Source organism: Bradyrhizobium sp. LB14.3, assembly GCF_040547985.1.
Lineage (GTDB): Bacteria > Pseudomonadota > Alphaproteobacteria > Rhizobiales > Xanthobacteraceae > Bradyrhizobium.
Genome location: NZ_JBEPQT010000015.1, coordinates 83158 through 107333, shown reverse-complemented (window position 1 = coordinate 107333; position 24176 = coordinate 83158). Strand labels below are relative to the sequence as shown.

Annotated in this window: 21 protein-coding genes and 3 pseudogenes; 14 read left to right on the top strand and 10 right to left on the bottom strand. The window is 64.4% G+C overall.

The features are described from left to right. Positions 1-4 precede the first annotated feature (4 nt). From ntrX to hflX, 3 genes are all read left to right on the top strand, one after another. Positions 5-1375 (top strand): nitrogen assimilation response regulator NtrX, encoded by a 1371-nt coding sequence (ntrX, locus tag ABIB00_RS24965; RefSeq protein WP_247353389.1) that lies wholly within the window; start codon positions 5-7, stop codon positions 1373-1375. Positions 1376-1611: 236 nt separating this feature from the next. After that, on the top strand, positions 1612-1857 hold the full coding sequence (gene hfq / locus ABIB00_RS24960; protein ID WP_247353387.1) for an RNA chaperone Hfq: 246 nt from the start codon (positions 1612-1614) through the stop codon (positions 1855-1857). A gap of 11 nt (positions 1858-1868) precedes the next feature. After that, the gene (gene hflX / locus ABIB00_RS24955) at positions 1869-3248 is read left to right on the top strand and encodes a GTPase HflX (protein ID WP_354106196.1); all 1380 of its coding nucleotides are present in this window, start codon (positions 1869-1871) and stop codon (positions 3246-3248) included. 138 nt (positions 3249-3386) lie between these two features. Here the strand turns inward: hflX and mazG are convergent, their stop codons facing one another. Further along, positions 3387-4238, bottom strand: a complete 852-nt coding sequence (gene mazG, locus ABIB00_RS24950) for a nucleoside triphosphate pyrophosphohydrolase (protein ID WP_354106195.1) — start codon at positions 4236-4238, stop codon at positions 3387-3389. Between the two features lie 126 nt (positions 4239-4364). Here mazG and queC point away from each other — a divergent pair, with 126 nt between their 5' ends. Then, complete coding sequence (gene queC, locus ABIB00_RS24945) at positions 4365-5078, top strand: 7-cyano-7-deazaguanine synthase QueC (protein WP_354106194.1); 714 nt, start codon at positions 4365-4367, stop codon at positions 5076-5078. 184 nt (positions 5079-5262) lie between these two features. Here the strand turns inward: queC and ABIB00_RS24940 are convergent, their stop codons facing one another. Genes ABIB00_RS24940 through nthA form a run of 3 tightly spaced genes read right to left on the bottom strand, consistent with a single transcriptional unit; the run spans position 5263 to position 6922 of the window. Continuing rightward, the gene (locus tag ABIB00_RS24940) at positions 5263-5640 is read right to left on the bottom strand and encodes a nitrile hydratase accessory protein (protein WP_354050519.1); all 378 of its coding nucleotides are present in this window, start codon (positions 5638-5640) and stop codon (positions 5263-5265) included. Continuing rightward, a complete protein-coding gene (gene nthB / locus ABIB00_RS24935) occupies positions 5640-6299 on the bottom strand; it encodes a nitrile hydratase subunit beta (RefSeq protein WP_354106193.1) in 660 nt (219 codons plus the stop codon). The genes ABIB00_RS24940 and nthB overlap by 1 nt, the downstream gene beginning before the upstream one ends. Beyond that, the gene (nthA, locus tag ABIB00_RS24930) at positions 6296-6922 is read right to left on the bottom strand and encodes a nitrile hydratase subunit alpha (protein ID WP_354106192.1); all 627 of its coding nucleotides are present in this window, start codon (positions 6920-6922) and stop codon (positions 6296-6298) included. The genes nthB and nthA overlap by 4 nt, the downstream gene beginning before the upstream one ends. 62 nt (positions 6923-6984) lie before the next feature. Between nthA and ABIB00_RS24925 the strand changes: the two genes are divergently transcribed. The 5 genes and pseudogenes from ABIB00_RS24925 to ABIB00_RS24905 all read left to right on the top strand — a co-directional run bounded on the left by ABIB00_RS24925 (position 6985) and on the right by ABIB00_RS24905 (position 12231). After that, a complete protein-coding gene (locus tag ABIB00_RS24925; RefSeq protein WP_354106191.1) occupies positions 6985-7743 on the top strand; it encodes a PA4824 family protein in 759 nt (252 codons plus the stop codon). 33 nt (positions 7744-7776) lie between these two features. After that, on the top strand, positions 7777-8583 hold the full coding sequence (locus ABIB00_RS24920) for an enoyl-CoA hydratase/isomerase family protein (protein WP_354106190.1): 807 nt from the start codon (positions 7777-7779) through the stop codon (positions 8581-8583). Positions 8584-8696: 113 nt separating this feature from the next. Next, positions 8697-10169, top strand: a pseudogene (locus ABIB00_RS24915) (DASS family sodium-coupled anion symporter). A 240-nt stretch (positions 10170-10409) separates the two neighbouring features. Beyond that, entirely contained in the window at positions 10410-11576 is a 1167-nt protein-coding gene (locus ABIB00_RS24910) for a methionine ABC transporter ATP-binding protein (protein WP_354106189.1), read from the top strand. After that, the gene (locus ABIB00_RS24905; protein WP_354106188.1) at positions 11566-12231 is read left to right on the top strand and encodes a methionine ABC transporter permease; all 666 of its coding nucleotides are present in this window, start codon (positions 11566-11568) and stop codon (positions 12229-12231) included. The genes ABIB00_RS24910 and ABIB00_RS24905 overlap by 11 nt, the downstream gene beginning before the upstream one ends. 78 nt (positions 12232-12309) lie before the next feature. Here ABIB00_RS24905 and ABIB00_RS24900 read toward each other — a convergent pair whose 3' ends face one another. Beyond that, positions 12310-13059, bottom strand: coding sequence for an SDR family NAD(P)-dependent oxidoreductase (locus tag ABIB00_RS24900; protein ID WP_354106187.1), 750 nt, complete (start codon positions 13057-13059; stop codon positions 12310-12312). A 117-nt stretch (positions 13060-13176) separates the two neighbouring features. Between ABIB00_RS24900 and ABIB00_RS24895 the strand changes: the two are divergent. Together ABIB00_RS24895 and ABIB00_RS24890 are read left to right on the top strand one after the other, a co-directional pair. Next, positions 13177-13300: pseudogene (locus ABIB00_RS24895) on the top strand (LysR family transcriptional regulator); the annotation flags it as partial. A gap of 35 nt (positions 13301-13335) precedes the next feature. Then, positions 13336-13979: pseudogene (locus tag ABIB00_RS24890) on the top strand (hypothetical protein); the annotation flags it as partial. Here the strand turns inward: ABIB00_RS24890 and ABIB00_RS24885 are convergent. Beyond that, positions 13976-15172 (bottom strand): M24 family metallopeptidase, encoded by a 1197-nt coding sequence (locus ABIB00_RS24885; protein WP_354106186.1) that lies wholly within the window; start codon positions 15170-15172, stop codon positions 13976-13978. The pseudogene ABIB00_RS24890 and the gene ABIB00_RS24885 sit on opposite strands and share 4 nt — an antisense overlap. A gap of 454 nt (positions 15173-15626) precedes the next feature. Here ABIB00_RS24885 and ABIB00_RS24880 point away from each other — a divergent pair, with 454 nt between their 5' ends. The 3 genes from ABIB00_RS24880 to ABIB00_RS24870 are packed head-to-tail and all read left to right on the top strand — an operon-like array spanning position 15627 to position 20224. Next, the gene (locus tag ABIB00_RS24880; RefSeq protein ID WP_354050506.1) at positions 15627-16646 is read left to right on the top strand and encodes a TRAP transporter substrate-binding protein; all 1020 of its coding nucleotides are present in this window, start codon (positions 15627-15629) and stop codon (positions 16644-16646) included. A 15-nt stretch (positions 16647-16661) separates the two neighbouring features. After that, positions 16662-18551, top strand: a complete 1890-nt coding sequence (locus ABIB00_RS24875; protein WP_354106185.1) for a TRAP transporter large permease — start codon at positions 16662-16664, stop codon at positions 18549-18551. 23 nt (positions 18552-18574) lie between these two features. Next, positions 18575-20224, top strand: coding sequence for an acyl-CoA synthetase (locus ABIB00_RS24870; protein WP_354106184.1), 1650 nt, complete (start codon positions 18575-18577; stop codon positions 20222-20224). Positions 20225-20283: 59 nt separating this feature from the next. On the opposite strand, the gene ABIB00_RS24865 is transcribed toward ABIB00_RS24870, so the two are convergent. From ABIB00_RS24865 to ABIB00_RS24850, 4 genes are all read right to left on the bottom strand, one after another. Continuing rightward, complete coding sequence (locus tag ABIB00_RS24865) at positions 20284-21261, bottom strand: TRAP transporter substrate-binding protein (RefSeq protein WP_247353354.1); 978 nt, start codon at positions 21259-21261, stop codon at positions 20284-20286. 37 nt (positions 21262-21298) lie between these two features. Next, positions 21299-22612: a TRAP transporter large permease gene (locus ABIB00_RS24860; RefSeq protein ID WP_247353352.1), complete on the bottom strand. Its 1314-nt coding sequence runs from the start codon at positions 22610-22612 to the stop codon at positions 21299-21301. 2 nt (positions 22613-22614) lie between these two features. Then, a complete protein-coding gene (locus tag ABIB00_RS24855; protein ID WP_247353350.1) occupies positions 22615-23208 on the bottom strand; it encodes a TRAP transporter small permease in 594 nt (197 codons plus the stop codon). A 165-nt stretch (positions 23209-23373) separates the two neighbouring features. Beyond that, positions 23374-24171: an MBL fold metallo-hydrolase gene (locus ABIB00_RS24850; protein ID WP_354106183.1), complete on the bottom strand. Its 798-nt coding sequence runs from the start codon at positions 24169-24171 to the stop codon at positions 23374-23376. Positions 24172-24176: the final 5 nt, after the last annotated feature.

Here is a 24176-nt window from a genome sequence, read left to right as displayed (position 1 = left end):
ACCCATGGCAAGTGAAATTCTGATTGTCGATGATGAGGCCGATATTCGGGATCTCGTTGCGGGCATCCTCGAAGACGAGGGGTTCGTGACCCGGACCGCGCGCGACAGCGATACGGCGCTCGCCGAGATCGCCAACCGCAGGCCGCATCTGGTGTTTCTCGACATCTGGCTGCAGGGCTCCAAGCTCGACGGCTTGCAGCTGCTGGAGCAGGTCAAGAAGGACAACCCCGATCTGCCGGTCGTGATGATCTCCGGCCACGGCAACATCGAGACCGCGGTCGCCGCGATCAAGCGCGGCGCCTACGATTTCATCGAGAAGCCGTTCAAGACCGACCGGCTGATCCTGGTCGCCACCAGAGCGCTGGAGAACTCGCGGCTCAAGCGCGAGGTCAAGGAGCTGAAGCAGCTCGCGCCGAGTGCAAGCTCGCTCGTCGGCCGCTCGCCCAGCATGAACCAGCTGCGCCAGACCATCGAGCGTGCGGCCAAGGCCAACAGCCGCATCCTGATCGTCGGCCCCGCCGGTGCCGGCAAGGAGCTGACCGCACGCACACTGCACACGGCCTCGGGCCGTGCCGAAGGCCCCTTCGTCGTCATCAACGCCGCCGCGATCACGCCCGAACGGATGGAGCACGAGCTGTTCGGCATCGAGCAGTCCAACGGCGAGCACGCGCGCAAGTCCGGCGCGCTCGAAGAGGCCCATGGCGGCACGCTGTTCATAGACGAGATAGCGGACATGCCGCGCGAGACCCAGAACAAGATCTTGCGCGTGCTGGTCGAGCAGTCGTTCCAGCGCGTCGGCGGCAACGGCAAGGTGCAGGTCGACGTCCGCATCATTTCCTCCACCGCGCGCAATCTGGAAGAGGAGATCGCGGGCGGCCATTTCCGCGAGGACCTCTATCATCGGCTCTCGGTGGTGCCGATCCGCGTGCCCGCGCTGTCGGAGCGGCGTGAGGACATTCCGGAATTGATCGACTACTTCATGGAGCAGATTTCGGCGGGCAGCGGCCTCCCCAAGCGTCAGATCGGGCAAGACGCGATGGCGGTGCTGCAGTCGCATGTCTGGCCCGGCAATGTCCGCCAGCTCCGCAACAACGTTGAGAGAGTCATGATTCTGGCCGCGGGCGGCCCGGAGGTCATCATCACCGCCGACATGCTGCCGCAGGACGTCGGCTCCATGGTTCCGGCGATGCCGACCAGCAACAATGGCGAGCACATCATGGGCCTGCCGCTGCGCGAAGCGCGCGAAGTGTTCGAGCGCGACTATTTGATTGCACAGATCAGCCGTTTTTCAGGAAATATTTCTCGCACGGCCGAGTTTGTTGGCATGGAACGCTCGGCGTTGCACCGGAAATTGAAGGCGCTCGGTGTCGGCTGACGCCGCGACGTGGCGGAGATAGGCGAGGAAAATCATCGATTTCCGTAGTTTTTCGGAGCCATACGGCGTGGGCTGGCGCGTGAAGCGGCTTGCCTAATAAGCCCACCTGTCCTCTAATCGTACCGCTGTTCCTTCCGAGGGGGATCTCATGAGGGACGGCAACCGGGAGAGGCGCCGAATTTCAGAAAGAGGGCCGCAACCGGCGCAATAAAAAGAAACTCAAAGCGAGAAAAAAAATGGCGGCAGACCGCGCACAAAACCTGCAGGACACCTTCCTTAATCACGTTCGCAAAACTAAAACGCCACTGACGATCTTTCTGGTCAACGGAGTGAAGCTCCAGGGCATCGTGACCTGGTTCGACAATTTCTGTTTGCTGCTTCGGCGCGACGGTCACTCGCAGCTCGTCTACAAGCATGCGATCTCAACCATCATGCCGGGCGCTCCGATCCAGTTGTTCGAAGGCGGCGAGGAGCCGGCTTGAGAGTGATCTGATTGGAACCCCGGAATTTCGACGGGGATGCCGACCGTCCGCGGTCGGCAGGGGCCAAGCAAACGGGGCGGGTGCTTGTCATCGGCCCCTACTTGCGGGTGCGCGCGGGTAGTGCCGACGCGCAATCGGAAAGCCATATCCTGCGTGACGCCCAGGCCCGGCTCGATGAAGCCGCCGGCCTCGCGCGCGCCATCGATCTCGTCGTTGCCGACGCCATCATCACGCCGATCAACCAGATCAGGCCCGCGACTTACATCGGCAAGGGCAAGGTCGAGGAGATGGCCGGGCTGATCAAGAGCCTCGATGTCGAGCTCGTGGTGATGGATTGCGCGCTGGCACCGATCCAGCAGCGCAATCTCGAGAAGGAATTGCAGGCCAAGGTGCTCGACCGCACGGGCCTCATTCTGGAGATCTTCGGCCGCCGCGCCAAGACCAAGGAAGGCTCGCTCCAGGTCGAGCTCGCGCATCTCAACTACCAGCGCTCGCGTCTCGTCCGCTCCTGGACCCATCTCGAGCGCCAGCGCGGCGGCTTTGGATTCATGGGCGGTCCCGGCGAGACGCAGATCGAAGCCGACCGCCGCCTGATCCAGGAGCGCATCTCCAAGCTCGAGGGCGACCTGAAGAAGGTGCAGGCGACGCGGCGTCTGCATCGTGCAGGACGCGAGCGTGTGCCGTATCGCGTGGTCGCGCTGGTCGGCTACACCAATGCCGGCAAGTCGACGCTGTTCAACCGCCTGACCCGCGCCGATGTGCAGGCGGCCGACATGCTGTTCGCCACGCTCGACCCGACCCTGCGCGCGCTCACCCTGCCGCACGGCGGCAAGGCGATGCTGTCCGATACCGTCGGCTTCATCTCCAACCTGCCGACGCAGCTCGTCGCCGCCTTCCGCGCCACACTGGAAGAGGTGCTGGAGGCCGACGTCATCCTGCATGTGCGTGACATCTCGCACGACGACGCCGAGGCGCAGCAGAGCGACGTCGACGCCGTGCTGCGCCAGCTTGGCATCAATCCCGATGACTCAGGCCGCATCATCGAAGTCTGGAACAAGATCGACCGTTACGACGCCGAGCAGCGCGAAGAGCTTTTGAACATCGCTGCGCGCAGACCGGAAGACCACCCGGCGATGCTGGTCTCGGCCGTGTCAGGCGAGGGCGTCGACGCACTGCTCGCCGCGATCGAGGAACGGCTCGCCTCAAAACGCACCACGCTCGACCTTTCGGTCGACGCGGCCGACGGCGCCGGCATCAGCTGGCTGCACCGCAATGCCGAGGTGTTGGCGAAGGAGCTGCACGACGGCCGCTTCGACATGACGGTGCGGGTGGACGAGACCAAGCGGGACATCGTGGTGAACCGGTTCGACGCCGTGCCGCGCGTGGCGTGATCTCTCCCACGTCATCCCGGACAAGCGCGCCCCAAGCGCGCGCAGATCCGCACCCCAAAACCACAGGAAGCAATTTGGTGCGCGATATTAATCGCGTCGTATCTCGAACCAGGTGCGCTCCCAAACACGGCATTGGAGTTAGCGGCGGGCTTCCGTGCGGCCCTCTGACGCCGGCTTCTCCTCGGCCTTCGCCGCATTCCACAGCGCGTCCATCTCTTCCAGCGACGCCTGCTCCAGCGTTCGCCCCTGCGCTTCCAGCGCCCGTTCGATATAGGCAAAGCGCCGCTCGAACTTCGCGTTTGTCGCGCGCAGCGCGGCCTCCGGGTCGGCATCGACATGGCGGGCGAGGTTGACCAGCGCAAACATCAGGTCGCCGGTTTCCTCCGCGATCTCATGCTTGTCGTTGCGGTCGAGGGCGGCCTCGATTTCGTCGGCTTCCTCGCGGATTTTTGCCAGCACCGCGCGCGGGTCGTTCCAGTCGAAGCCTACAGTAGAGGCCTTGCGCTGAAGCTCCATGGCGCGCGTCAGCGCCGGTTGGCCGGCCTTCACGCCTGACAACAGCGATTTGTGCGAAATCTCTTCCGGTGGCCGGCGTGCGGCGCGCTCGGCCTTCTCCTCGGCCTTGATGCGGTTCCAGACTTCCTTGACGTGGGAGGAGGCGAGGTTGCCGTCCTTGTCTACGAAGACGTGAGGATGGCGCCGGATCATCTTGCGGGTGATGGCCTCGACGACATCTCCAAAAGCAAATGCGTTCTGCTCCTCGGCCATCCGGGCGTGGAACACCACCTGCAACAGGAGGTCGCCGAGCTCTTCGCAGAGATCGTCGAGATCGCCGCGGCCGATGGCCTCGACCACCTCATAGGCTTCCTCGATCGTGTAGGGCGCGATGGTCGCAAAATTCTGATCGAGGTCCCAGGGGCAGCCGGTCACCGGCGTGCGCAGCGCCGCCATGATCTCGATCAGGCGTGAAATGTCGCGGGAAGGGGTCATTGCGGGGCAGTCTCCTGGCTCTCAAGACTTATGCCAAAAGCGGGCCGCCGTTCCCAGCGTAGCGCGACGGAACAGGCCGATTTCCACCGATTGGCGGCCGAGGTGCGCAATGCTAAAGCGCGGACCATGAGCGACGCATTTTCATCAGAAACCGCGCTGGTGCTGTTTTCCGGCGGCCAGGATTCCACCACCTGCCTCGCCTGGGCGCTGAACCGCTTTGCGCGCGTGGAAACGCTGGGGTTCGATTACCGCCAGCGCCACGCCATCGAGCTGGCCTGCCGCGACCAGCTGTTCGACGGCATCAGGGGCTTGCGCGCGGATTGGGCCGCAAAACTCGGCGAGAGCCACACGCTGTCGATCCCGACGCTGGCGGACGTGTCCGAGACGGCACTGACGCGCGATGTCGCGATCGCGATGGGTGCCGACGGCCTGCCCAACACCTTCGTGCCCGGCCGCAATCTGGTGTTTCTGACTTTCGCCGCGGCGCTGGCCTACAGGCGCGGCATCACCCACATCGTCGGCGGCATGTGCGAGACCGACTATTCCGGCTATCCCGACTGCCGCGACGACACCATCCGCGCCATGCAGGCCGCGTTGTCGCTGGGCATGGCCCGCAAGTTCGAGCTGCATACGCCGCTGATGTGGATCGACAAGGCGGCGACGTGGCAGCTCGCGCACGATCTCGGCGGCGAGGGGCTGGTTGACCTCATCCGCGAGCAGTCGCACACCTGCTATCTCGGCGAACGCGGCGCGCAGCATGATTGGGGCTATGGCTGCGGCGAGTGCCCGGCGTGCAGCCTGCGGGCGAAGGGGTGGCGGGAGTATGTGGCGGGACGGTAGCGCGTCTCGCCTCTCTCGCGCCCCGGACGCAGCGCAGCGCTCCTTCAGCGGTGCGCTGCAGAGCCGGGGCCCATCCATCATAGCTTATCGTGTTGCCATCTGGGTCCCAGCTCTGCGCCGCAACGCTTAGGCGTTGCAGCTTGTCCGGGACACGAAGTCCTCGCAATGACGGGTGTGGCGCGAGCTAGCCAAAATCTTCCTGCTTTAGCTCGATCGGCTTGCCGTGAGGCGTGCGATCCGCCGCGTGGTCCCAGGCATCGCGGTAGCGGTGCAGCGTTTCCGCAGACGCAACGCCCTTGCGCGCAACCAGTCCTTCCAGCGTGGCGAGCCAGTGCAGATAGTAGGTCTCGCCGGTGTCAGGATCGCCGGCGACCTGGGCGCGCTTGATTTCGGAGGCCAGGGCTGCGGCCCATTCGGGCCAGGTGAACACGCCGCGGTCGTGCAGCGTCAACGCCATGGCGAAGGCGTGCGCCTCCCAGGGCGCGCGGAACACTGGGCCGTCGTCATCGCGCGGAATGCTCGGTATGGCCGCAGTTGCTGCGGCCGCGGCCGTGCTGCTCATCACGCCGGGTCCAGATAGGGCTCGAACGCGTCGATTGATACCTTCAGGGTCGGATCACCGTCCGCGCCCCAGAGATCGCGGCCCTCGAACACCACCGTGTAGAGCCATTGCGGATTCTCGCCGAGCTCCATCGCCGCCGAATCCGGAAACACGTGACAGCCGTGGTTCAGCTCGACGACACCGACATGGCCGCGCACGTAGCGCGGCAGCCGCGTGTGCGTGGCCGGATGAATGTTTTTCGCGCGCACGCGGTCGCCGATCTCAAATCTCTCCGGCGCCGGAGCAGGGCGGGCGAACTTGCCGCGCACCATGGTGCGCTCGACATTGTCGCGCTCCAGCCTGCCGTGCTTGAGCGCCTTTGCGGGTTGCATCGCGTGGCCGGCGGCGACCTCCTGCCGGGTGAGATAGCCCTTCTCGATCAGCATCTCCTCAAGCCCGAGGAACCATTTCTTGTAATAGGAGCTCGACAGGTACACATGCGGCGGCAGCGTCTCGCGATAGAAGCGCGAGGTGTCGATATTGAAGGCACCGGCCGCGCCCATCGCGCGCACCATCGCCAGCACCCGCGACTCCCATTCCGCATGGAACACGGGCTCGTTCGGCTCCGGCTCGACCTTGCCGAATCCGTCCATGCCGCCCATGTCGTGCACGCCGTTCATGACGGCGCTCCCGGCGTTTTGGGAAAGCCGGTGCCGATCATGGAATCACGCGTGACGAGTTCGGCGAGCTGTTCCTCGCTCCAGCCGTCCGTGCCGTCGGGGCGCATCGGCAGCACCAGGAAGCGCGTTTCGGCGGTGGAATCCCACACCCGGATCTCCATGTCCCTGGCGACCTGCACGCCGAAATCGGCGAGCACGCCGCGCGGGTCCTTCACCGCGCGGGAGCGGTAGGGCGCAGCCTTGTACCAGACCGGCGGCAGCCCCAGCATTTCCCAGGGGTAGCAGGAGCACAGCGTGCACACGACCATGTTGTGACGCTGCGGCGTGTTCTCGACCACGACGAGATGGTCGCCGACGCGGCTGACATGGCCGAGGGTGCCGATCGCCTTGGAGCCGTCTTCCAGCAGCGCCTGCTTGAACGCGGGATCAGTCCAGGCCTTGGCGACGACGCGCGCGCCGTTATGCGGGCCGATCCTGGTCTCATAGGCCTGGATGATGGCATCGAGCGCAGCCGGCTCGACATAGCCTTTTTCGGTCAGGATGGTTTCGAGCGCGCGAACGCGCAGCTCTGTCTCCGACAGCTCGGAATGGTCGTGATCGTGGTGATGATGATGATCGCTCATGGGCCAAAGATAGTCCCAGAATCCGGGCGTTGTCGAGACGAAGACTCTGCTAACATCGCACCATGGGCTGGGCTGCGAGAACCGGAATAGCCGCCGCAATCGCAGCATTTGGCGCATTCGCGGCGCAGGGTGCGCGCGCCGCGAATGGCGCCTATGCGGTCGATGCCGCCGACATTTCCGAGGTCGGCTCCTGCAAAGTGGAAAGCTGGACGTCGGTCGCGACCAACACGGATTTTTCGGCGGTCGCCAATCCCTCCTGTGTCGTCGATCCCTTCAGGCCGATCGAGCTGAGCCTGCAGACCATCAGGGCCCGGAGCGATGGCGACTGGAGCACGACCGTCGCTCCAAAAGCCAAGACGAACTTCGTCCCGACTGGAATAGGCCGGTGGGGCTTGTCAGCGTATGGTGGCGGATCATTCGACGCGGCGAGCGGCGATGCCATGTCCGCCTTTGTCGTCATCCCCGCGACCTTCCGCCTGTCGGAGACCATGCGCATCAATGTCAATGGCGGCTGGCTGTGGGATCGCACGGTCGATCGTCATTACCTGACCTACGGCGTCGGCTTCGATTGGAAATTCACCGACACGTTGCAATGGACGATCGAGGCTTACGGGCAAGCTGGCGCCTCCGAGATCGCAAGCGTCGTCCAGCCGCGTTTCCAGACCGGCGTCCGCTACCGGCCGAACGAGATATTCTCCGTCGACGTGATCTACGGCCGCAACATCACCGGCGAAAGCGGCAACTGGATCACCATCGGGACCACGGTCCGGTTTCCGGTCCGCGGCAGCGAGCCCGAGCACCACCGCACCGGGCATTTGTGAGCACCAAGAAAACCAAGAACAGGGGAGATTGCGTTGTCTGACTATGTGAAGATCGAGAAGGGCCTCGGGCCGGAGGGGCGGATTGCGGTGGTGCGGTTCGACCGCGGCGACGGCATCAACGCGCTGTCGCCGGAGGCGCTGCGCCAGCTCACCGCGGCCGCGCGCAGTTTTGAGGATGACGCCGCAACCTCTGTCGTGGTGCTGACAGGCAGCGCGGACGCGTTCAGCGCCGGGTTCGACCTCAAGGATGCCGAAGGGCGCTCGCGCAAGGACATGGACCTCGGCACGCTGCGGCAGCATCTCAAGCTCGGACCGCGCTTGACCCACGCCTGGCAGGAGATGGAGCAGATCACGATCGCCGCCATCGAAGGCTTTTGCGTTGGCGGCGGCGTGGCGCTGGCCGTCGCGCTCGACTTCCGCGTCATGGGACGCGATGCCCATCTGCGCGTGCCTGAGATCGGGCTCGGCATGAACATGAGCTGGCAGAGCATTCCGCGCATGCTGCATCTGATCGGCCCGGCGCGTACCAAGCAGGCGGTGATCCTGGCCGATCAGCGCATCAGCGCGGATGAGGCCTATGAGTGGGGCCTGGTCGAGCAGGTGGTCGATCCCGGCCATGCGTTCGATGCCGCGATGGAGCTTGCGCGCAAGGTGGCAGCGCAGCCGCCACTCTCCGTTGCCATGACGAAACTCACGGTTAACCGGCTGGCGCATGCGCTGGATAATCTCGCCAGCCACATGGACGTCGACCAGTTCGCCCTGGCAAGCCTCAGCGAGGACCACAAGGAGGGCGTCGAGGCGTTCTTGACGCGACGCAAACCGAAATTCAGAGGGCGGTAGACGCCGGCCAGGGCATTGATCGCGCCGCGGACAATCCGTATACGCCGCGCTGGGACAAAAGCGGCCCGATCAACGGGCCGGCAGAACATGACGGCAATCGAGGGGGAGGGCCCATGACCGCTAGCTCGCAGGCGCCTGAGGCGAAAGGGTTTCGCTGGAAGCTGATCGCGCCGATCGCGGTGTGGCTGGTGATCTATCTGTGGCCGGTGCCGGCGGGGCTCAACGTCAATCAGTGGCACTATTTTGCCGTCTTCGCGGCCGTCATCACCGGCCTCATCCTGGAATCGATGCCGGTCGGCGCGGTCGGCCTGATCGGGCTGACGGTCGCAGGCGTCAGCGGTTATATCGATCCCGATCCGACAAAATCGCTGCGCTGGATGCTCGCCGGCTTTGCCGAAAGCACGGTCTGGCTGATCGTCGGCGCCTTCGTGTTCTCGATCGGCTATCGCAAGAGCCAGCTTTGGCCGGCGCATTGCGCTCGTGCTGGTGCAAAAGCTCGGCCGCAACACGCTCGGCCTCGGCTATGCGGTGGCGATGTCGGATTTTTTGCTGGCGCCGACGACGCCGTCCAATACCGCGCGCAGCGGCGGTATCGTCTATCCCATCATCAGTAACATCCCGCGCATCTACGGCTCCGAGCCGGGGCCGACCGCCGGCAGGATCGGCACCTACGTGATGTGGACCGCGTTCGCGTCGACCGCCGTCACCAGCTCGCTGTTCTTCACCGCGCTCGCGCCCAATGCGGCGGCGCTGGCCATCGCCAAGAAGACTGTCGGGGTCGAGGTGAGCTGGGCGCAGTGGTTCATCGGCTTTGCGCCGCTCGGCATCCTCCTGATGGTGCTCGTCCCACTGCTCAGCTACGTGGTCTACCGTCCCGAGGTGAAGCGCAGCCCGGAAATTTCCGAATGGGCGGGAAGGGAGCTCGCGGAGATGGGCCCGATGTCGCGCAACGAGTGGATCATGCTGGCGCTGATCATCCTCGCGATGTTCCTGTGGATCGCGGGCTCGAGCCCGGACATTCGCGTTCCCGTGCTCGGCTCGAACTTCGTCAACGCCACCACCGTCGTGTTCATCGTGATCTCGCTGATGCTGGTGACCGGCGTGATCGAGTTTGCCGACATCGTCAGCGAGAAGAGCGCCTGGGAGGTGTTCTTCTATTTTACCTCGCTGCTGACGCTGGCCTCGGGCCTCAACGAGATCGGCTTCATCAAATGGTTCGCCACCGAATACGCAAAGCCGCTCGCCGGGCTGTCGCCGTCCACCGCGATGCTGCTGTTGGTCGCGCTGTTCTTCTGGATTCACTATTTCTTCTCGAGCATCACCTCGCATGCCGCCGCGGTGCTGCCGGTGGTGCTCGCGGTCGGATCCGGAATCCCTGACCTGCCGGTCACGACGCCGCCATGCTCTGCATGTATTCGCTCGGTCTGATGGGCGTGATCTCGCCTTACGCGACGGGACCGGCGCCGATGTATCTCGGCAGCGGCTATATCGGGAAGGGCCAGTTCTGGGGTTTTGGGCTGATCTTCGGAGTGCTCTATTTCGCGGGGCTCCTGCTGATCGTCCTGCCCTGGTTGCAGGTCCATTGAGCCAGGCCGGAGTCCCCCGGCAGATGAATTTTCTTCGGCGGGGCGGGATTTGGAAAACTTCGTCCAATTCCCCGCAAATATGTGACATTGCAAGACCGACCTGAAAGGGCGATGGTGCGTGCTGCGGTGCAGCGCGCTCCACGCGAGCCCTCATCGCGGTTTCATTCTCCGTCGCTTGATGCGACCCGGTTCCCGGATGCCCCAGAGGCAAGCGGAACAATTGTGCATGAAGGCGCCTCCATGAACGCCCACCCATCGCTCGCGATCGGACGGCCGATCGAAAAGCTTGACGCGATCTCACGTGACGCGATCTCACGTGACGCGATCTCACCTGCCGCGACTGCGCCTGACGCGATGGTCCGTTTCGAGGGCATCTCCAAGACCTATCCGGCCTATCGCGGCAAGCCCGGCGTCGATGCTCTGCAAAATATCGATTTCGCGATCCCACGCGGCTCGATCACAGGCGTCATCGGCCGCTCTGGCGCCGGCAAATCGAGCCTGGTTCGGCTCATCAACGGACTGGAGAGGCCGACCACCGGCCGCGTCGTCGTTGACGGCCGTGACATCTCGGTGCTTGCGGGCCGCGATTTGCGGCTGGCGCAGCGCTCGATCGGCATGATCTTCCAGCACTTCAACCTGCTGTCCTCACGCACGGCAGCCGCCAACATCGCGCTTCCGCTCGAGATCGCCGGCTGGGCCAAGGCCGACATCATCGCACGCGTGGCCGAGTTGCTTGCGCTGGTGGGCATCGCCGACAAGCACGACCGCTACCCGTCAGAACTCTCCGGCGGCCAGAAGCAGCGCGTCGGCATCGCGCGGGCCTTGGCAACGCGGCCGAGCGTGCTGCTGTCGGACGAGGCGACCTCGGCGCTCGATCCGCAGACCACGCGGGCGATCCTCGATCTGCTCGCCAACATCAATCGCGAGCTCGGGGTGACCATCGTGCTGATCACCCATGAAATGTCCGTGGTGCGTCAGCTCGCCAGGGACGTCGTGGTGCTCGACGCCGGCCACGTCGTCGAGAGCGGCCACGTCGCGGATATCTTCACCCATCCCGAACATCCGATCACGCAATCATTCCTGGCTGAAGTCATCGGCGACAGCTTGCCGGTGTCGCTGGCGAGCCGGATCGTTTCGGAGCTGCCTGCGGGCGGACAGGCCGTGATTCGCATCCAGGTGCGTGGGGCAGGAGCCGGCGACACGCTGGTGGCGCGTCTCGCGCGCGAGCTCGGTCTCGACGTCTCGCTGCTGTCGGCCCGCATCGACGAGATCGGCGGCCAGCATGTGGGCTCGCTGACGTTGGGTATTCCGCTCGGCACTTCTCGCAGCGACGACGCGACGACGCGGACGCTGGCCTGGCTCTCACAATATCAATTCCCCGCGGAGCGTCTCGGCTATGTCGCCTGAACTCATCAACCTGATCATCCAGGCCACCGGCGAGAGCCTGTACATGGTCGGGCTCGCGGCGCTGATCGGCACCGTCATCGGCCTGCCGCTCGGCGTCTTTCTCGCGACCAGCCGGAAAGGGGAGCTGTTCTCGGCGCCCGCCGTCAATCGCGTGCTCGGCATCGTCGTCAATGCGACGCGGTCCACGCCCTTCATCATCCTGGTCGTGGCCATCATCCCGTTCACGCGCCTCGTTGCCGGCACCTCGATCGGATCGACGGCCGCGATCGTGCCGTTGACGATCGCATCGGCGCCGTTCATCGCGCGCCTGGTCGAGGCCGCGATCCGCGAGGTCGATGGCGGCCTCATTGAAACGGCGTCCTCGTTCGGGGCCTCGCCGATCCAGATCGTGCTCAAGGTGCTGATCCCCGAAGCGTTGCCGGGTCTTCTGCTGGCGCTGACGCTCGCGGTGGTCAGCCTGCTCGGCTATTCCGCCATGGTCGGCGCCGTCGGAGGTGGCGGGCTCGGCGATCTCGGCATCCGCTACGGCTATCAGCGCTTCATGCCGGAGATGATGCTGGCCGTCGTCGTGGTGCTGATCGCGCTGGTGCAGCTCGTCCAGAGCGCCGGCGATTATCTCGCGCGCCGGGTCAATCGCCGGCTGCGGCATCGCTGACATCTGTTGGGGGCGGCCCTCACATCGGGTATTTGACGTGGTTCTGAATATTGTTCTCCTTACCTGTCTTTGCTCAATTCAAACGTTGCTGACGCCGCCGTCGACGAGCATGTCGGAGCCTGTCATGAACGCGCTCTCGTCCGAGGCGAGGAAGACCGCCGCCGCCGCCAGCTCCTCGGGACGCCCGAGTCTCAGCATCGGAACGTAATTGGCGTACATCTTGCGAATGGCGGCGGCCTCCTCGGGCGTCGACGCTTGGGAGTCCATGATGGGCGTGTCGACGGGGCCGGGGCTCAGCAGGTTCGCGCGGATGCCGCTGTCTTTGAACTCGGCCGCCCAAGTCCGCACATACGAACGCACCGCCGCCTTGGTGGCCGCATAGGTCGAGTGGTTCGCCAGGCCCATGGAGTGCATGGCCGAGGACACCAGGATGATCGATCCTCCGCCGCCCATCATCGGCAGCATCTTCTGCACCAGGAACAGAGGCCCCTTGGCCATCAGGTTGAACGTGCGGTCGTAGTGCTCCTCCGTGATGTCGCGCAGCGGCACCTGCTCGGTGATGCCGGCATTGGACACGACCACGTCCACCTTGCCCTTCGTGCTTCGGACGGTGTCCGCAACGCGGTCGAGATCCGCAAGGCTGGATGCGTCGGCCTGGATCGCGGTGACGTTGCCGCCGATGAGCTTCACCGCCTTGTCGAGCGCTTCCCGGCGACGGCCGAAGATGAACGCGTGCGCGCCTTCCTTCACGAACCGCTGGGCGATGGCAAGCCCGATCCCGCTGTTGCCGCCGCTGATCACTGCGACCTTGCCTTCCAATCTCGACATGACACATCCCTTGGCTTGCGTTCCCGGCTCGTCCGGAGAACCTCAACTAGGTCGGTTCGTATCAGCCGTTCAGTGCGGAACTACGCACAAGGGTGGTGCGTTTTTCGACCGGTCGGATTGTGGCTTTTCACCCAGGGCCAGGCGCGCGACCAAGCGCGTGCGGATGTTCACAGAGTTCATATCCCACCGCCTTGCCGGCTACGCGCCACTTCTCGCGCGACTGTCCAGCTCTCGCGACTGACGAGATGCGCGCGATATCGTGGTGACCGAGCCAGCGGCATGGTGGGCCCCGTCGCGATCAAGGGACTGCCGGCCGACGGCAAGACGAACGCGGACACGCTCTCAAGGGCGACTCCGGCTTCGGCCATCTCGACGGGCTCGGCTTCGTCTCCGAAGGCGACAGGATGCAAGCCGTCGTGACCACCATTGCGCTGCTCAAGCACTGGCTGCGCGAGCACAGCGAGGACGGCATGCCCGAGGGCATCGACGCGGCCTTCAAGTCGGACCGCTTCTACTATCAGGCGATCCAGGACTCGGCCTTCGCCAAATATGCCGAGCTGCCGATCACGAAGCCCGCGGGAGTGAGCGCGGCGGTCGCCGTGCTGGGCGTGCGTGGCAATGGCGACCTGAAGGGACCGCCGCATGAAATCGACGTGGTCGCGATTCAGGGCGAGAAGGTCTTCTTCATCGCTGCAAGCGACGCGGTGAAGACGGCTGAGATCCCGGCCTGCGAGAAAGTCTGGAAGCAGATGATGGCCAGGCCCATCGACAAGAAGGATCCGCGCGGCGACATCACCCGCGAAGACAATGCGATGACGGCTTTCACCAAGTGCTTCGCCAAGGCGGCGCCGAGCCAGAGCTGGTTCGCAGCGGTCGTCAAGAAGGCGCAAGCTCAGCTCGACCTGCTGCCGCTGCGCTAAAGCGCACTGCTCCCCAAATTCCAGCCGCGGCCGCCTTCGCCAAAAATCTCGTAGCCCGTCGCCGTGACTGCAACCGTATCCTCAAGCTTGATGAACCCGCGCTTGGGATGCTTCATCGTGGTCTCGATCGACACCACCATGCCTGTTTCGAGCGGCAGGCGGGCGTCGGGGTCGTCGTAGGGGATCGGGCCCTTGGCGGTCAGGCGAGGGGCCTCGTGGCTGACGAGGCCCATGCCGTGGGCCAAAAACTCCGTGCAGTCGCGCTGGCTGACCTGGGCAAGCTGCCGCTCGGCCGCGACGTAGATGTCGCCGCCCATGGCACCGGGCTGGACCGCGGCGAAGGCGGCGCGCTGGACCGCTTCGATCTCGGCCAGACAGTCTTTCAACTCGGCATCGGGATCGCCGAGCACCGCCATGCGCGCGAGATCGCCGATATAGCCGTGATAATTGCCGCCGGAGTCCAGCGACAGCACCTCGCCTTGCTCCCAACGCTGCGCTGACGGCGCCCGGTTGTGGCTGTTGCCGCAGGCGAGCAGGCAGTATTCGAAGGTCAGCCCGCGATTGGCCTCGGCGATGCGCAATGCATCCGACAATTGCTGCTTGGTCGTGCCAGGGCCGTGCCCGGCGATCACCTCCAGCATCGACGCGATGACGAGCTCGGACGCGGTCTTGAGCTTTGCGAGTTCCTCGGCAGACTTGACCGAGCGCAGCCGCTCCAGCACCAGCAGCGCGTCCTTGAGCTCGGCGCCGGGCAGGGCGTCACTAAGCGCCCGGCCCGCATCCATCGGCAAAAACGCCATCTCGACTCCGACCCGCTTCAAGGGCACGCCGGCGTCGCGGATCAGGCTTGCGGCCCGCGTGATCGCATCGATCGAGCCGTTGGACTCGGTCCGGACCTGTGCCACCCATGGCGGCGCAACGGCGCGCTGATGGGTCTCCAGCCTGTGCCCGACATAGACGGCGTGCTCCGGCGCGCCCTTGGGATAGACCAGGACCGGCAGATAACGGCTGACGCCCAGCGCATCCATGTAGTCGAAGAAGATCGCGCGCTCGGCGCCCAGCAGGTACTGCACATTGTGCTTGGAGGTCGCGACCAGCACGTCGAGGCCTGCGGCCTCCATCAGACGGTCGAGCTTGGCGGCATTGAACGGAATGGCGCGCGAGCGGTCTGCGCGGGCGACGTTCTCCTGCATGACGAACCTCCCAATGTCTGGCGCGGCTTGTCTGGCTGCGTCCGGTGACTTGCCTGCCTAGCGTACAAGTCTGAGCCGGGAGCAGGGTTCTCGGTAGCCGTCGATTAGGCCGGGCTGATCTGCACACCCATATCCGTAATTCGCATAAGGTATATTATGGAATATCTTTATATACAATTAGATCAAATGCTTAGGCGCAATTCCTGCCACTGCACCTTCGCTCCTCGTCATTTCCGGCCCGGCCGTCGCATATCGTCCCAGCTCTCGACAGCTACTGTGCATGGGGTTGTTTTCGCAGTTTAGATTCCGGTCCATGCATCCGAAAGCCGATATTGCCGTGACGATGTCCGGCTGCAATAAGCGAGGCTTCGCGAGATCGCAGATGACCTTCTGACCCGACGTCCGTATGGTTTGCATCTCAGAACAACAACAAACCTTCCGAGGAAGCAGACCCATGAGCTTTTCCCGACGCACGCTTCTCAAGGCCTCCGCCGCGACCGCGGTCCTGGGCGGCATCGGTGCGCCCCATGTGGCCCGCGCCCAGAGCGCCGAGTTCACCTTCAAATACGCCAACAACCTGCCGGACACCCATCCGATGAACGTGCGCGCCAAGGAGATGGCGGCGGCGATCAAGGCCGAGACCAAGGGCAAGTTCGACCTGCAGATCTTCCCGAACAACCAGCTCGGGTCCGACACCGACATGCTGAGCCAGATCCGCTCCGGCGGCGTCGAGTTCTTCACGCTGTCGGGTCTGATCCTGTCGACCCTGGTGCCTGCGGCGTCCATCAACGGCATCGGCTTTGCGTTCCCGGACTACGACACGGTCTGGAAGGCCATGGACGGCGATCTCGGCGCCTTCGTCCGCGGCGAAATCAAGAAGTCCGGCCTCGAGGTCATGGACAAGATCTGGGACAACGGCTTCCGCCAGACCACGTCGTCAAGCAAGCCGATCACCGGTCCTGACGACCTCAAGGGCTTCAAGATCCGCGTGCCGGTCTCGCCGCTGTGGACCTCGATGTTCAAGGCGTTCGATGCGGCGCCCGCCTCGATCAATTTCGCCGAGGTCTATTCCGCGCTCCAGACCCGGATCGTCGAGGGCCAGGAGAACCCGCTGGCGATCATCTCGACGGCCAAGCTCTACGAGGTGCAGAAATACTGCTCGCTGACCAACCACATGTGGGACGGCTTCTGGTTCCTGGCCAACCGCAAAGCCTGGAGCAGCTTGCCCGAGGATGTGCGCACCGTCGTCGCCAAGAACATCAATGCCGCAGCGGTCAAGGAACGCGAGGACACCGCCAAGCTCAATGCCAATCTCCAGCAGGAGCTCGCGGCCAAGGGCCTGACCTTCAACCAGCCCGCGGTCGCGCCGTTCCGCGACAAGCTGCGGTCCGCCGGCTTCTATGCCGAGTGGAAGGGCAAATATGGCGACCAGGCCTGGGACCTGCTGGAAAAGGCCGTCGGCAAGCTGTCGTAACGCGTTGGGGCCATCATGGCTCATATCGAGGTCGGGGTGAGCGGCGTGGCGGGCGAGGCGACTTTTCAGTCCCCTCGCCGACCTTCGCTGCTGGCCTCGACGGAGCGCGCACTCGGCCTCCTCGTCGAAATCCCGGCGGCGATCCTGGTCGTCGCCGAGATCGCGATCCTGTTTGCCGGCGTGGTCGCGCGCTACGGCCTGCACCGGCCGCTGATCTGGTCCGACGAGCTCGCCTCGATCCTGTTCCTGTGGCTCGCGATGCTGGGCGCGGCGGTTGCGTTCCGCCGCTCCGAGCACATGCGCATGACGGCGATCGTCGCCAGCGCCAAGCCTGCGATGCGGGCCTGGCTCGATCTGGTGGCGACCTGCGCGGCGCTGGCCTTCCTGGCGCTGATCGTCTGGCCGTCCTGGGACTACGCCTACGAGGAAAGCTTCATCACCACGCCGGCGCTGCAGATATCCAATATGTGGCGCGCCGCGGCGCTGCCGGCCGGCATCTGCCTGATGACGGTGTTCGCGCTGTTGCGGCTGCTGCGCGCAGCCGATTACCGAATGGTGCTGACGGCCGCGATCTCCGTTGCTGTCGTTGTCGGCCTGTTCTGGCTGGCGCAGCCTTATCTACGGCCGCTCGGCAATCTCAACCTCGTCATCTTCTTCGTCGGCGTCGCCGGCTTCTGCGTCTTTGCCGGCGTTCCGATCGCGTTCGGATTCGGCCTCGCGATCTTCGGCTATCTGGCGTTGACCACGCGCACGCCGGTCATGGTGCTGGTCGGGCGGATGGACGAGGGCATGAGCCACCTCATCCTGCTCTCGGTGCCGCTGTTCGTATTTTTGGGACTCCTGATCGAAATGACAGGCATGGCACGGGCCATGGTGGCGTTCCTGGCGAGCCTGCTCGGGCATGTCCGCGGCGGACTGCATTACGTCCTTGTCGGCGCCATGTACCTGGTCTCCGGCATCTCCGGCGCCAAGGCCGCCGACATGGCGGCGGTCGCGCCCGTGCTGTTCCCGGAGATGAAGCAGCGCGGCGCCAAGCCGGGCGATCTCGTTGCGCTGCTCGCGGCCACCGGCGCGCAGACCGAGACCATTCCGCCTAGCCTCGTGCTGATCACGATCGGATCGGTCACCGGCGTCTCGATCGCCGCGCTGTTCACCGGCGGCCTCCTGCCCGGCGTGGTGCTCGCGATTACGCTGTGCATGCTGGTGTGGTGGCGCTACCGCCACGAGGACATGAGCCATGTCCGCCGCGCCACGGGTGGCGAGATCGGCAAGACCTTCATCATCGCCCTGCCCGCGCTCGCGCTGCCCTTCGTGATCCGCTACGCCGTGGTCGAGGGCATCGCCACCGCCACCGAAGTCTCCACCATCGGCATCGTCTATGGCGCCCTGGTCGGCCTGCTCGTCTACCGCCGCTTCGACTGGCGGCGGCTGTTTCCGATGCTGGTCGAAACCGCGGCGCTGTCGGGCGCGATCCTGCTGATCATCGGCACTGCGACCGGCATGGCCTGGGGCCTGACCCAGTCCGGTTTCTCGCGCTCGCTGGCGTCGGCCATGACCGGATTGCCCGGCGGCGCCGGCACCTTCATCGCCGTCTCGATCCTGGCCTTCACCATCCTCGGCAGCGTGCTGGAGGGCATCCCGGCGATCGTGCTGTTCGGGCCGCTGTTGTTTCCGATCGCGCGCGCGGTCGGCGTGCACGAGGTGCACTATGCGATGGTGATCATTCTCGCCATGGGTATCGGGCTATTCGCCCCGCCCTTCGGCGTCGGCTATTATGCCGCCTGCGCTATCGGACGCGTCGATCCGGCCGAAGGCATCCGGCCGATCTGGGGCTATCTGCTGGCGCTGCTGGTGGGATTGATTGTCGTCGCTGTCTTTCCGTGGATCTCGATCGGATTCCTGTAAGCCGGCGCGTGAGGGAGGTGTCGATGAGCGAGCGGCAGAACCAGTACAATATCGGCCTCGACAAGACGCCCGCCAACTACGTGCCGCTGAGCCCGTTGAGCTTCCTCGCGAGAAGCGCCGCGGTCTATCCCGATCACGTCAGTACGGTCTACGAGGGGCGCAGCTTCACCTGGCGCGAGACGCATGAGCGCTGCAAGCGTTTTGCGTCCTGGCTCGCGAACAAGGGCATCGGCGCCGGCGACACCGTGGCGGCAATGCTGCCGAACATTCCGGCGATGAACGAGGCGCATTTCGCGGTGCCCATGACGGGTGCCGTGCTCAATGCGCTGAACATCCGCCTCGATGCGCCCTCGATCGCGTTTCAGCTCGACCATGGCGGCGCCAGGATCATCCTGGTCGATCCGGAGTTTTCGGGCGTGATCACCGATGCGCTCGCGCAGATGACCGGACCGAAGCCGTTCGTGATCGACGTCGACGACGCCGCGTTCACGGGCGGCAGGCGCATCGGCGAGATCGAGTATGAGTCCGCCGTCGCGCAAGGCGATCCTGACTTCGCGGCGATCCCGCCGGGCGACGAATGGGACGCCATCGCGCTAAGCTACACGTCGGGCACCACGGGCAATCCCAAGGGCGTCGTGACCCATCATCGCGGCGCATATCTGAATGCCGTCAGCAATATCCTCGCGGGCAATCTCGGCCAGCATCCGGTTTATCTCTGGACGCTGCCGATGTTCCACTGCAACGGGTGGTGTTTCCCCTGGACTATTGCTGCCGCCGCCGGCGTCAATGTCTGCTTGCGCAAGGTCGAGCCGACCAAAATCTTCGAGCTGATCAAGCAGCACGGCGTCACCCACATGTGCGGCGCGCCGATCGTCTATAACACGCTGATCAACGCGCCCGACGCACCGAAGGGCAGTGCCGCGCGCCGCGTCGTCGGCCTGATCGCCGGTGCAGCGCCGCCCGTCGCGGTGCTCGAAGGCGCCGAAAACATTGGCATCAAGCTGACGCACGTCTACGGTCTGACAGAGGTCTACGGCCCCGCCTCGGTCTGCGCCGAGCAACCCGGCTGGGATGATTTGCCCGCCTCCGAACGCGCCAGCCTGAAACGCCGTCAGGGCGTGCCTTACCCGCTGGAGGAAGGCGTCACCGTCATCGATCCGCAGACCATGAAGCAAGTGCCGCGCGATGGCGAGACCATCGGTGAGGTCATGTTCCGCGGCAACATCGTGATGAAGGGCTACCTCAAGAACGACAAGGCGACGAAGGACGCCTTCGAAGGGGGCTGGTTTCACACCGGCGACCTCGGCGTGCTCGACGCGCATGGCTATGTCATCATCAAGGATCGCTCCAAGGACATCATCATTTCCGGCGGCGAGAACATTTCCTCCGTCGAGGTCGAGGACATCCTCTACAAGCACCCAGCCGTGCTGTTCGCCGCCGTGGTCGCAAAGCCCGATCCGAAATGGGGCGAAGTGCCCTGCGCCTTCGTCGAACTGAAGGACGGCGCGAGCGCAAGCGAAGCCGATATCATCGCCTTCTGCCGCTCGCATATGAGCGGCTTCAAGACGCCGAAGGCCGTGATGTTCGGGCCGATCCCGAAAACGTCGACGGGAAAGATCCAGAAATTCCTGCTGCGCAACGAAGCCGGATCGGCGAAGGCGATCTCGACCTGAGTCTGTTCGGGCTCAGACGCCCGCCGCCGGATGGCGACGGGCGAAAGGCCTCTCCGTCGCTACATCTTCTTGTAGGCGTCAATCAGCGCCTGGCCGTCGGGCCCTGCTTTCTTGAGCCAGTCGGCGGTGAGCTGCTCGCCGATCTTCTGGAAGCCAGCCTTGAGGGCCGGGCTCGGCGGCTCGACCGTCATGCCCTTGGCCTTGAGCTGGTCGATGTACCAGGTGCTCTTGTCCTCCCAGGCCTTCCAGCCGCGCGTTTCCGCGGTCGCGGCGGCCTTGAGAATGGCCTCCTGGGTCGGCTTGTCGAGCGCCTCGAACGCAGCCTTGTTGACGAAGGTGTAGTCCTTCGGGATCCAGGCCTGCACGTCATAGAAGTACTTCAGCGACTCCCATGCCTTCGCATCGTAGCCCGTGCCGCCCGACGACATGAAGGAGTTCACGACACCGGTCGCAAGTGCCTGCGGCAGCTCGGCGGCCTGGATGGTGACGGACTGCGCGCCGACCAGTTCGCCAATGCGCGCGGTTCCAACGTTATAGGCCCGCCATTTCAGGCCCTTCATGTCTTCGATCGTCGCAAGCGGCTTGCTGACATAGACGCCCTGCGGCGCCCACGGCACGACGAACAGCAGCTTGAGACCCTGCGCATCGAGCTTCTTCGCAATCAGCGGCTTCGACGCTTGATACAGTTTCATCGCAGCCGGGAAGCTGGTCGCCAGAAACGGCACCACGTCGATTCCGAATACCGGATCCTCGTTCTCGTGGATCGACAGCAATACTTCACCCATCTGCGCCTGCCCGGTCATCACCGCGCGCTTGATATCGGGTGCCTTGAACAGCGAGGCGCCGGGATGAACCGTGATCTGGAGCTTGCCGGATGTCGCGGCATCGACGTCCTTGGCGAACGCGACCAGATTCTCCGAGTGTGGATTGTCGGCGGGATACGCTGCCGGCAGATTCCATTTGGTCTGAGCCAAAGCGGGTGTCGCAGCCAGCACGGCGCCGGCGATCAGGGATGCGCGGAATAAACGAGAGATCATCGGGCTTCTCCTCACAGTCAATTTGAAAGCGGTACGCTCAGTCTGGGAAGGCGAGCTTGGGCAAAAACATCACGATCTGCGGATATTCCGTGATGATGAACACGGCGGCGAGCAGCAGGACAAAGAAAGGGAATGCTGCCCGGGCGACGGTCAAGGTATCGCGCCCGCTCATGTTCTGGAGCACGAACAAGTTAAAACCGACTGGCGGCGTGATCTGAGCCATCTCGACGTGAATGATGAGGTAAACGCCGAACCAGACCAGGTCGAGGCCGGCCTGCCTGACCATCGGCAGCACGATCACGGCGGTCAGAACGATCATCGAGATGCCATCGATCAGGCATCCCAGGATGATGTACATGATGCTCAGATACAGCGCGAGCATGCCCGGCGTGAGCTGTTGGCCCTGGACCCAGGTGGCGAGTGCCGCCGGAATGCCGGTATAGGCCATCGCTGCGGTCGTGTAGGCAGCGCCTGCCAGGATCAGCATGATCATGCAGGTCAGGCGCGTCGCGCTCATGATGCTCTCGAGGAAGTTCTTGCGTGTGAGCGTGCGGCTCCACCAAGCCAACAGCAGCGCGCCGGAAACGCCCCAGGCGGCACATTCGGTTGCGGTCGCAAAGCCGAGTACGAGCGAGAGAAAGACCGCCAGGATCAGCAATAGGCAGGGTGCAAGCCTGGCCGACTCGCGCAGCTTCTGGCGAAACGACATCGGCGGGTCGCGCGGCGGAATCTTCTTCGGATTGAGCAGCGACCAGATGATGATGTAGCCGGAATAGAGCACCATCACGAGCACGCCCGGCAGAAAACCGCCCAGGAAGACCTGAAGCACGGAGACATTCGCCGTGACCGCATAGACCACCATCGGGATCGACGGCGGGATCAGGAGTCCCAGCGTGCCGGAGCCCGCCAGCGAGCCGAGACTGAGGCCCTTGTCGTAGCCACGCTTGTCGAGCTCAGGCAGCGCGATCTTGCCGATGGTCGCACAGGTCGCCGCCGACGAGCCCGACACCGCCGCGAAGATGCCGCAGCCGATCACGTTGACATGAGTCAGGCGCCCGGGCAGCCACTGAACCCAGGGCGACAGGCCTCGGAACATTTCTTCCGACAATTTGGTGCGGAAGAGTATCTCGCCCATCCAGATGAACAGCGGCAGCGCGGCCAGTGTCCACGACGAACTGGCGCTCCATGTCGTGGTGGCGAGCACCGCGCCGAGCGGCAGACTCGTCGTCAGCGCCATCGCCACGAATCCGACGAGGCCGAGCGAGACCGCGATCCAGACGCCGCTTCCCAGCAGCAGGATCATGACGCCGAGCAGGACGAACGACAGCTCGATCATGCCGAGATTGGCCATCGTCAACCTCCGCCGCCCTGCGAGATGCGCTCGATGAATTCGTCCGGGGTCTCGTCCGGCGAGCCCTTCTCGTAGCTCGGCCGGTTGCCGCCGGCGACACCGACCATTTCATCAATGAGCGCGATCGACAGGATCACAAGACCGCCGGCAAATCCGAGCTGCGGAATCCAGAGCGGAAGCGCGACGACGCCCTGCGCCACGTCGTTGAAGCGCCAGGAATCGTAGGTCATCTGCACGGCATGCCAGGTGAAATAGAGAACGAAGGCGGTGGCAATGCCGAGCGCCACCACCTCCGCAACCTGCTTGGTGCGCCCGTGCAGACGCTCCAGCAGCAGGCCGACGCGGATCATCTCTCCGCGCTTGAAGGTGTGTGCGAGGCCGAGGAATGCCATCGCGGCCATGCACCAGGAGGCGAAATCATCGCCGGCGGGAATGTTGACCGCAAACTGGCGCCCGACTGACATGATCATCATGATTGCAAAGATCGCAACCATGAAGGTGCCGGCGGCGTAGCCCGCACCGAGATAAAGGAGATCCAGCGCGCGTCGCACCGGTCCCCGGCTCGTTACATCGTTGCCTGCCAACGCGATCCTCATCCTCACACGAGGCGATTCAAACGGTCCCGGCGATCGCACGTCCTGTGCCGGTCCTGCATGAATATCGCCCCTGCCCAGCGCTTGTCTTTCAGACGTTAGATCAACATGATGGCGTCCACGTAAGCAAGGAGCATGCCGGCCTGTGCCGTAATTTCCACCGCAGGCTCAGCGAGTCTCCAGCCGCAGCCCGTCATAGGCCGGCACCACACCCGCGGGCAGCGACTGCCGGATCACTTCGTAGTCGACGTCGGCGGTCATGTTGGTAATGACGGCGCGCTTCGGCTTGAAGCGGTCGATCCAGGACAACGCGTCGTTGATGCTGAAATGGCTGACATGGCTGGTGTAGCGCAGGCCGTCGACGATCCAGAGGTCCAGATTTTCCAGTGCGCCCCAGCTCTCGCGTGGGATGTCGTTGAGGTCCGGCGTGTAGGCGGCATCGCCGATGCGATAGCCGAGCGCGGGAATGTGGCCGTGCTGCACCAGGAAGGCGGTCATCGTCACCGCGCCGCCCTTCCCCAGGATGATCTGGCTTTCACCGGCCTCGATCGAATGCGCCGTCAGGATCGGCGGATAGTCGCTGCCCGCCGGCGAGACGAAGCAATAGGAGAACCGCGACATGATGTCGTTCGCAGTCGTCTGATTGAGATAGGTCGGAATCCGCCGGCGCATATGCATCACGACCGAACGCAGATCGTCCATGCCGTGGGTCTGGTCGGCGTGCTCGTGAGTCAGGAACACCGCGTCGATGTGGTCGACATCGGTCGAGAGTAATTGCTCGCGCAGGTCCGGCGAGGTGTCGATCACGATGCGCGTCGTGCCGTCGCCCGATGTCTGCTCGACCAGCAGCGAGCAGCGGCGACGGCGATTCTTGGGATTGTTGGGATCGCAGGCGCCCCAGCCGAGCGCCGGGCGCGGCACGCCGGCGGAGGAGCCGCAGCCCAGAATCGTCAGCGTCAGCGTCATGCGAC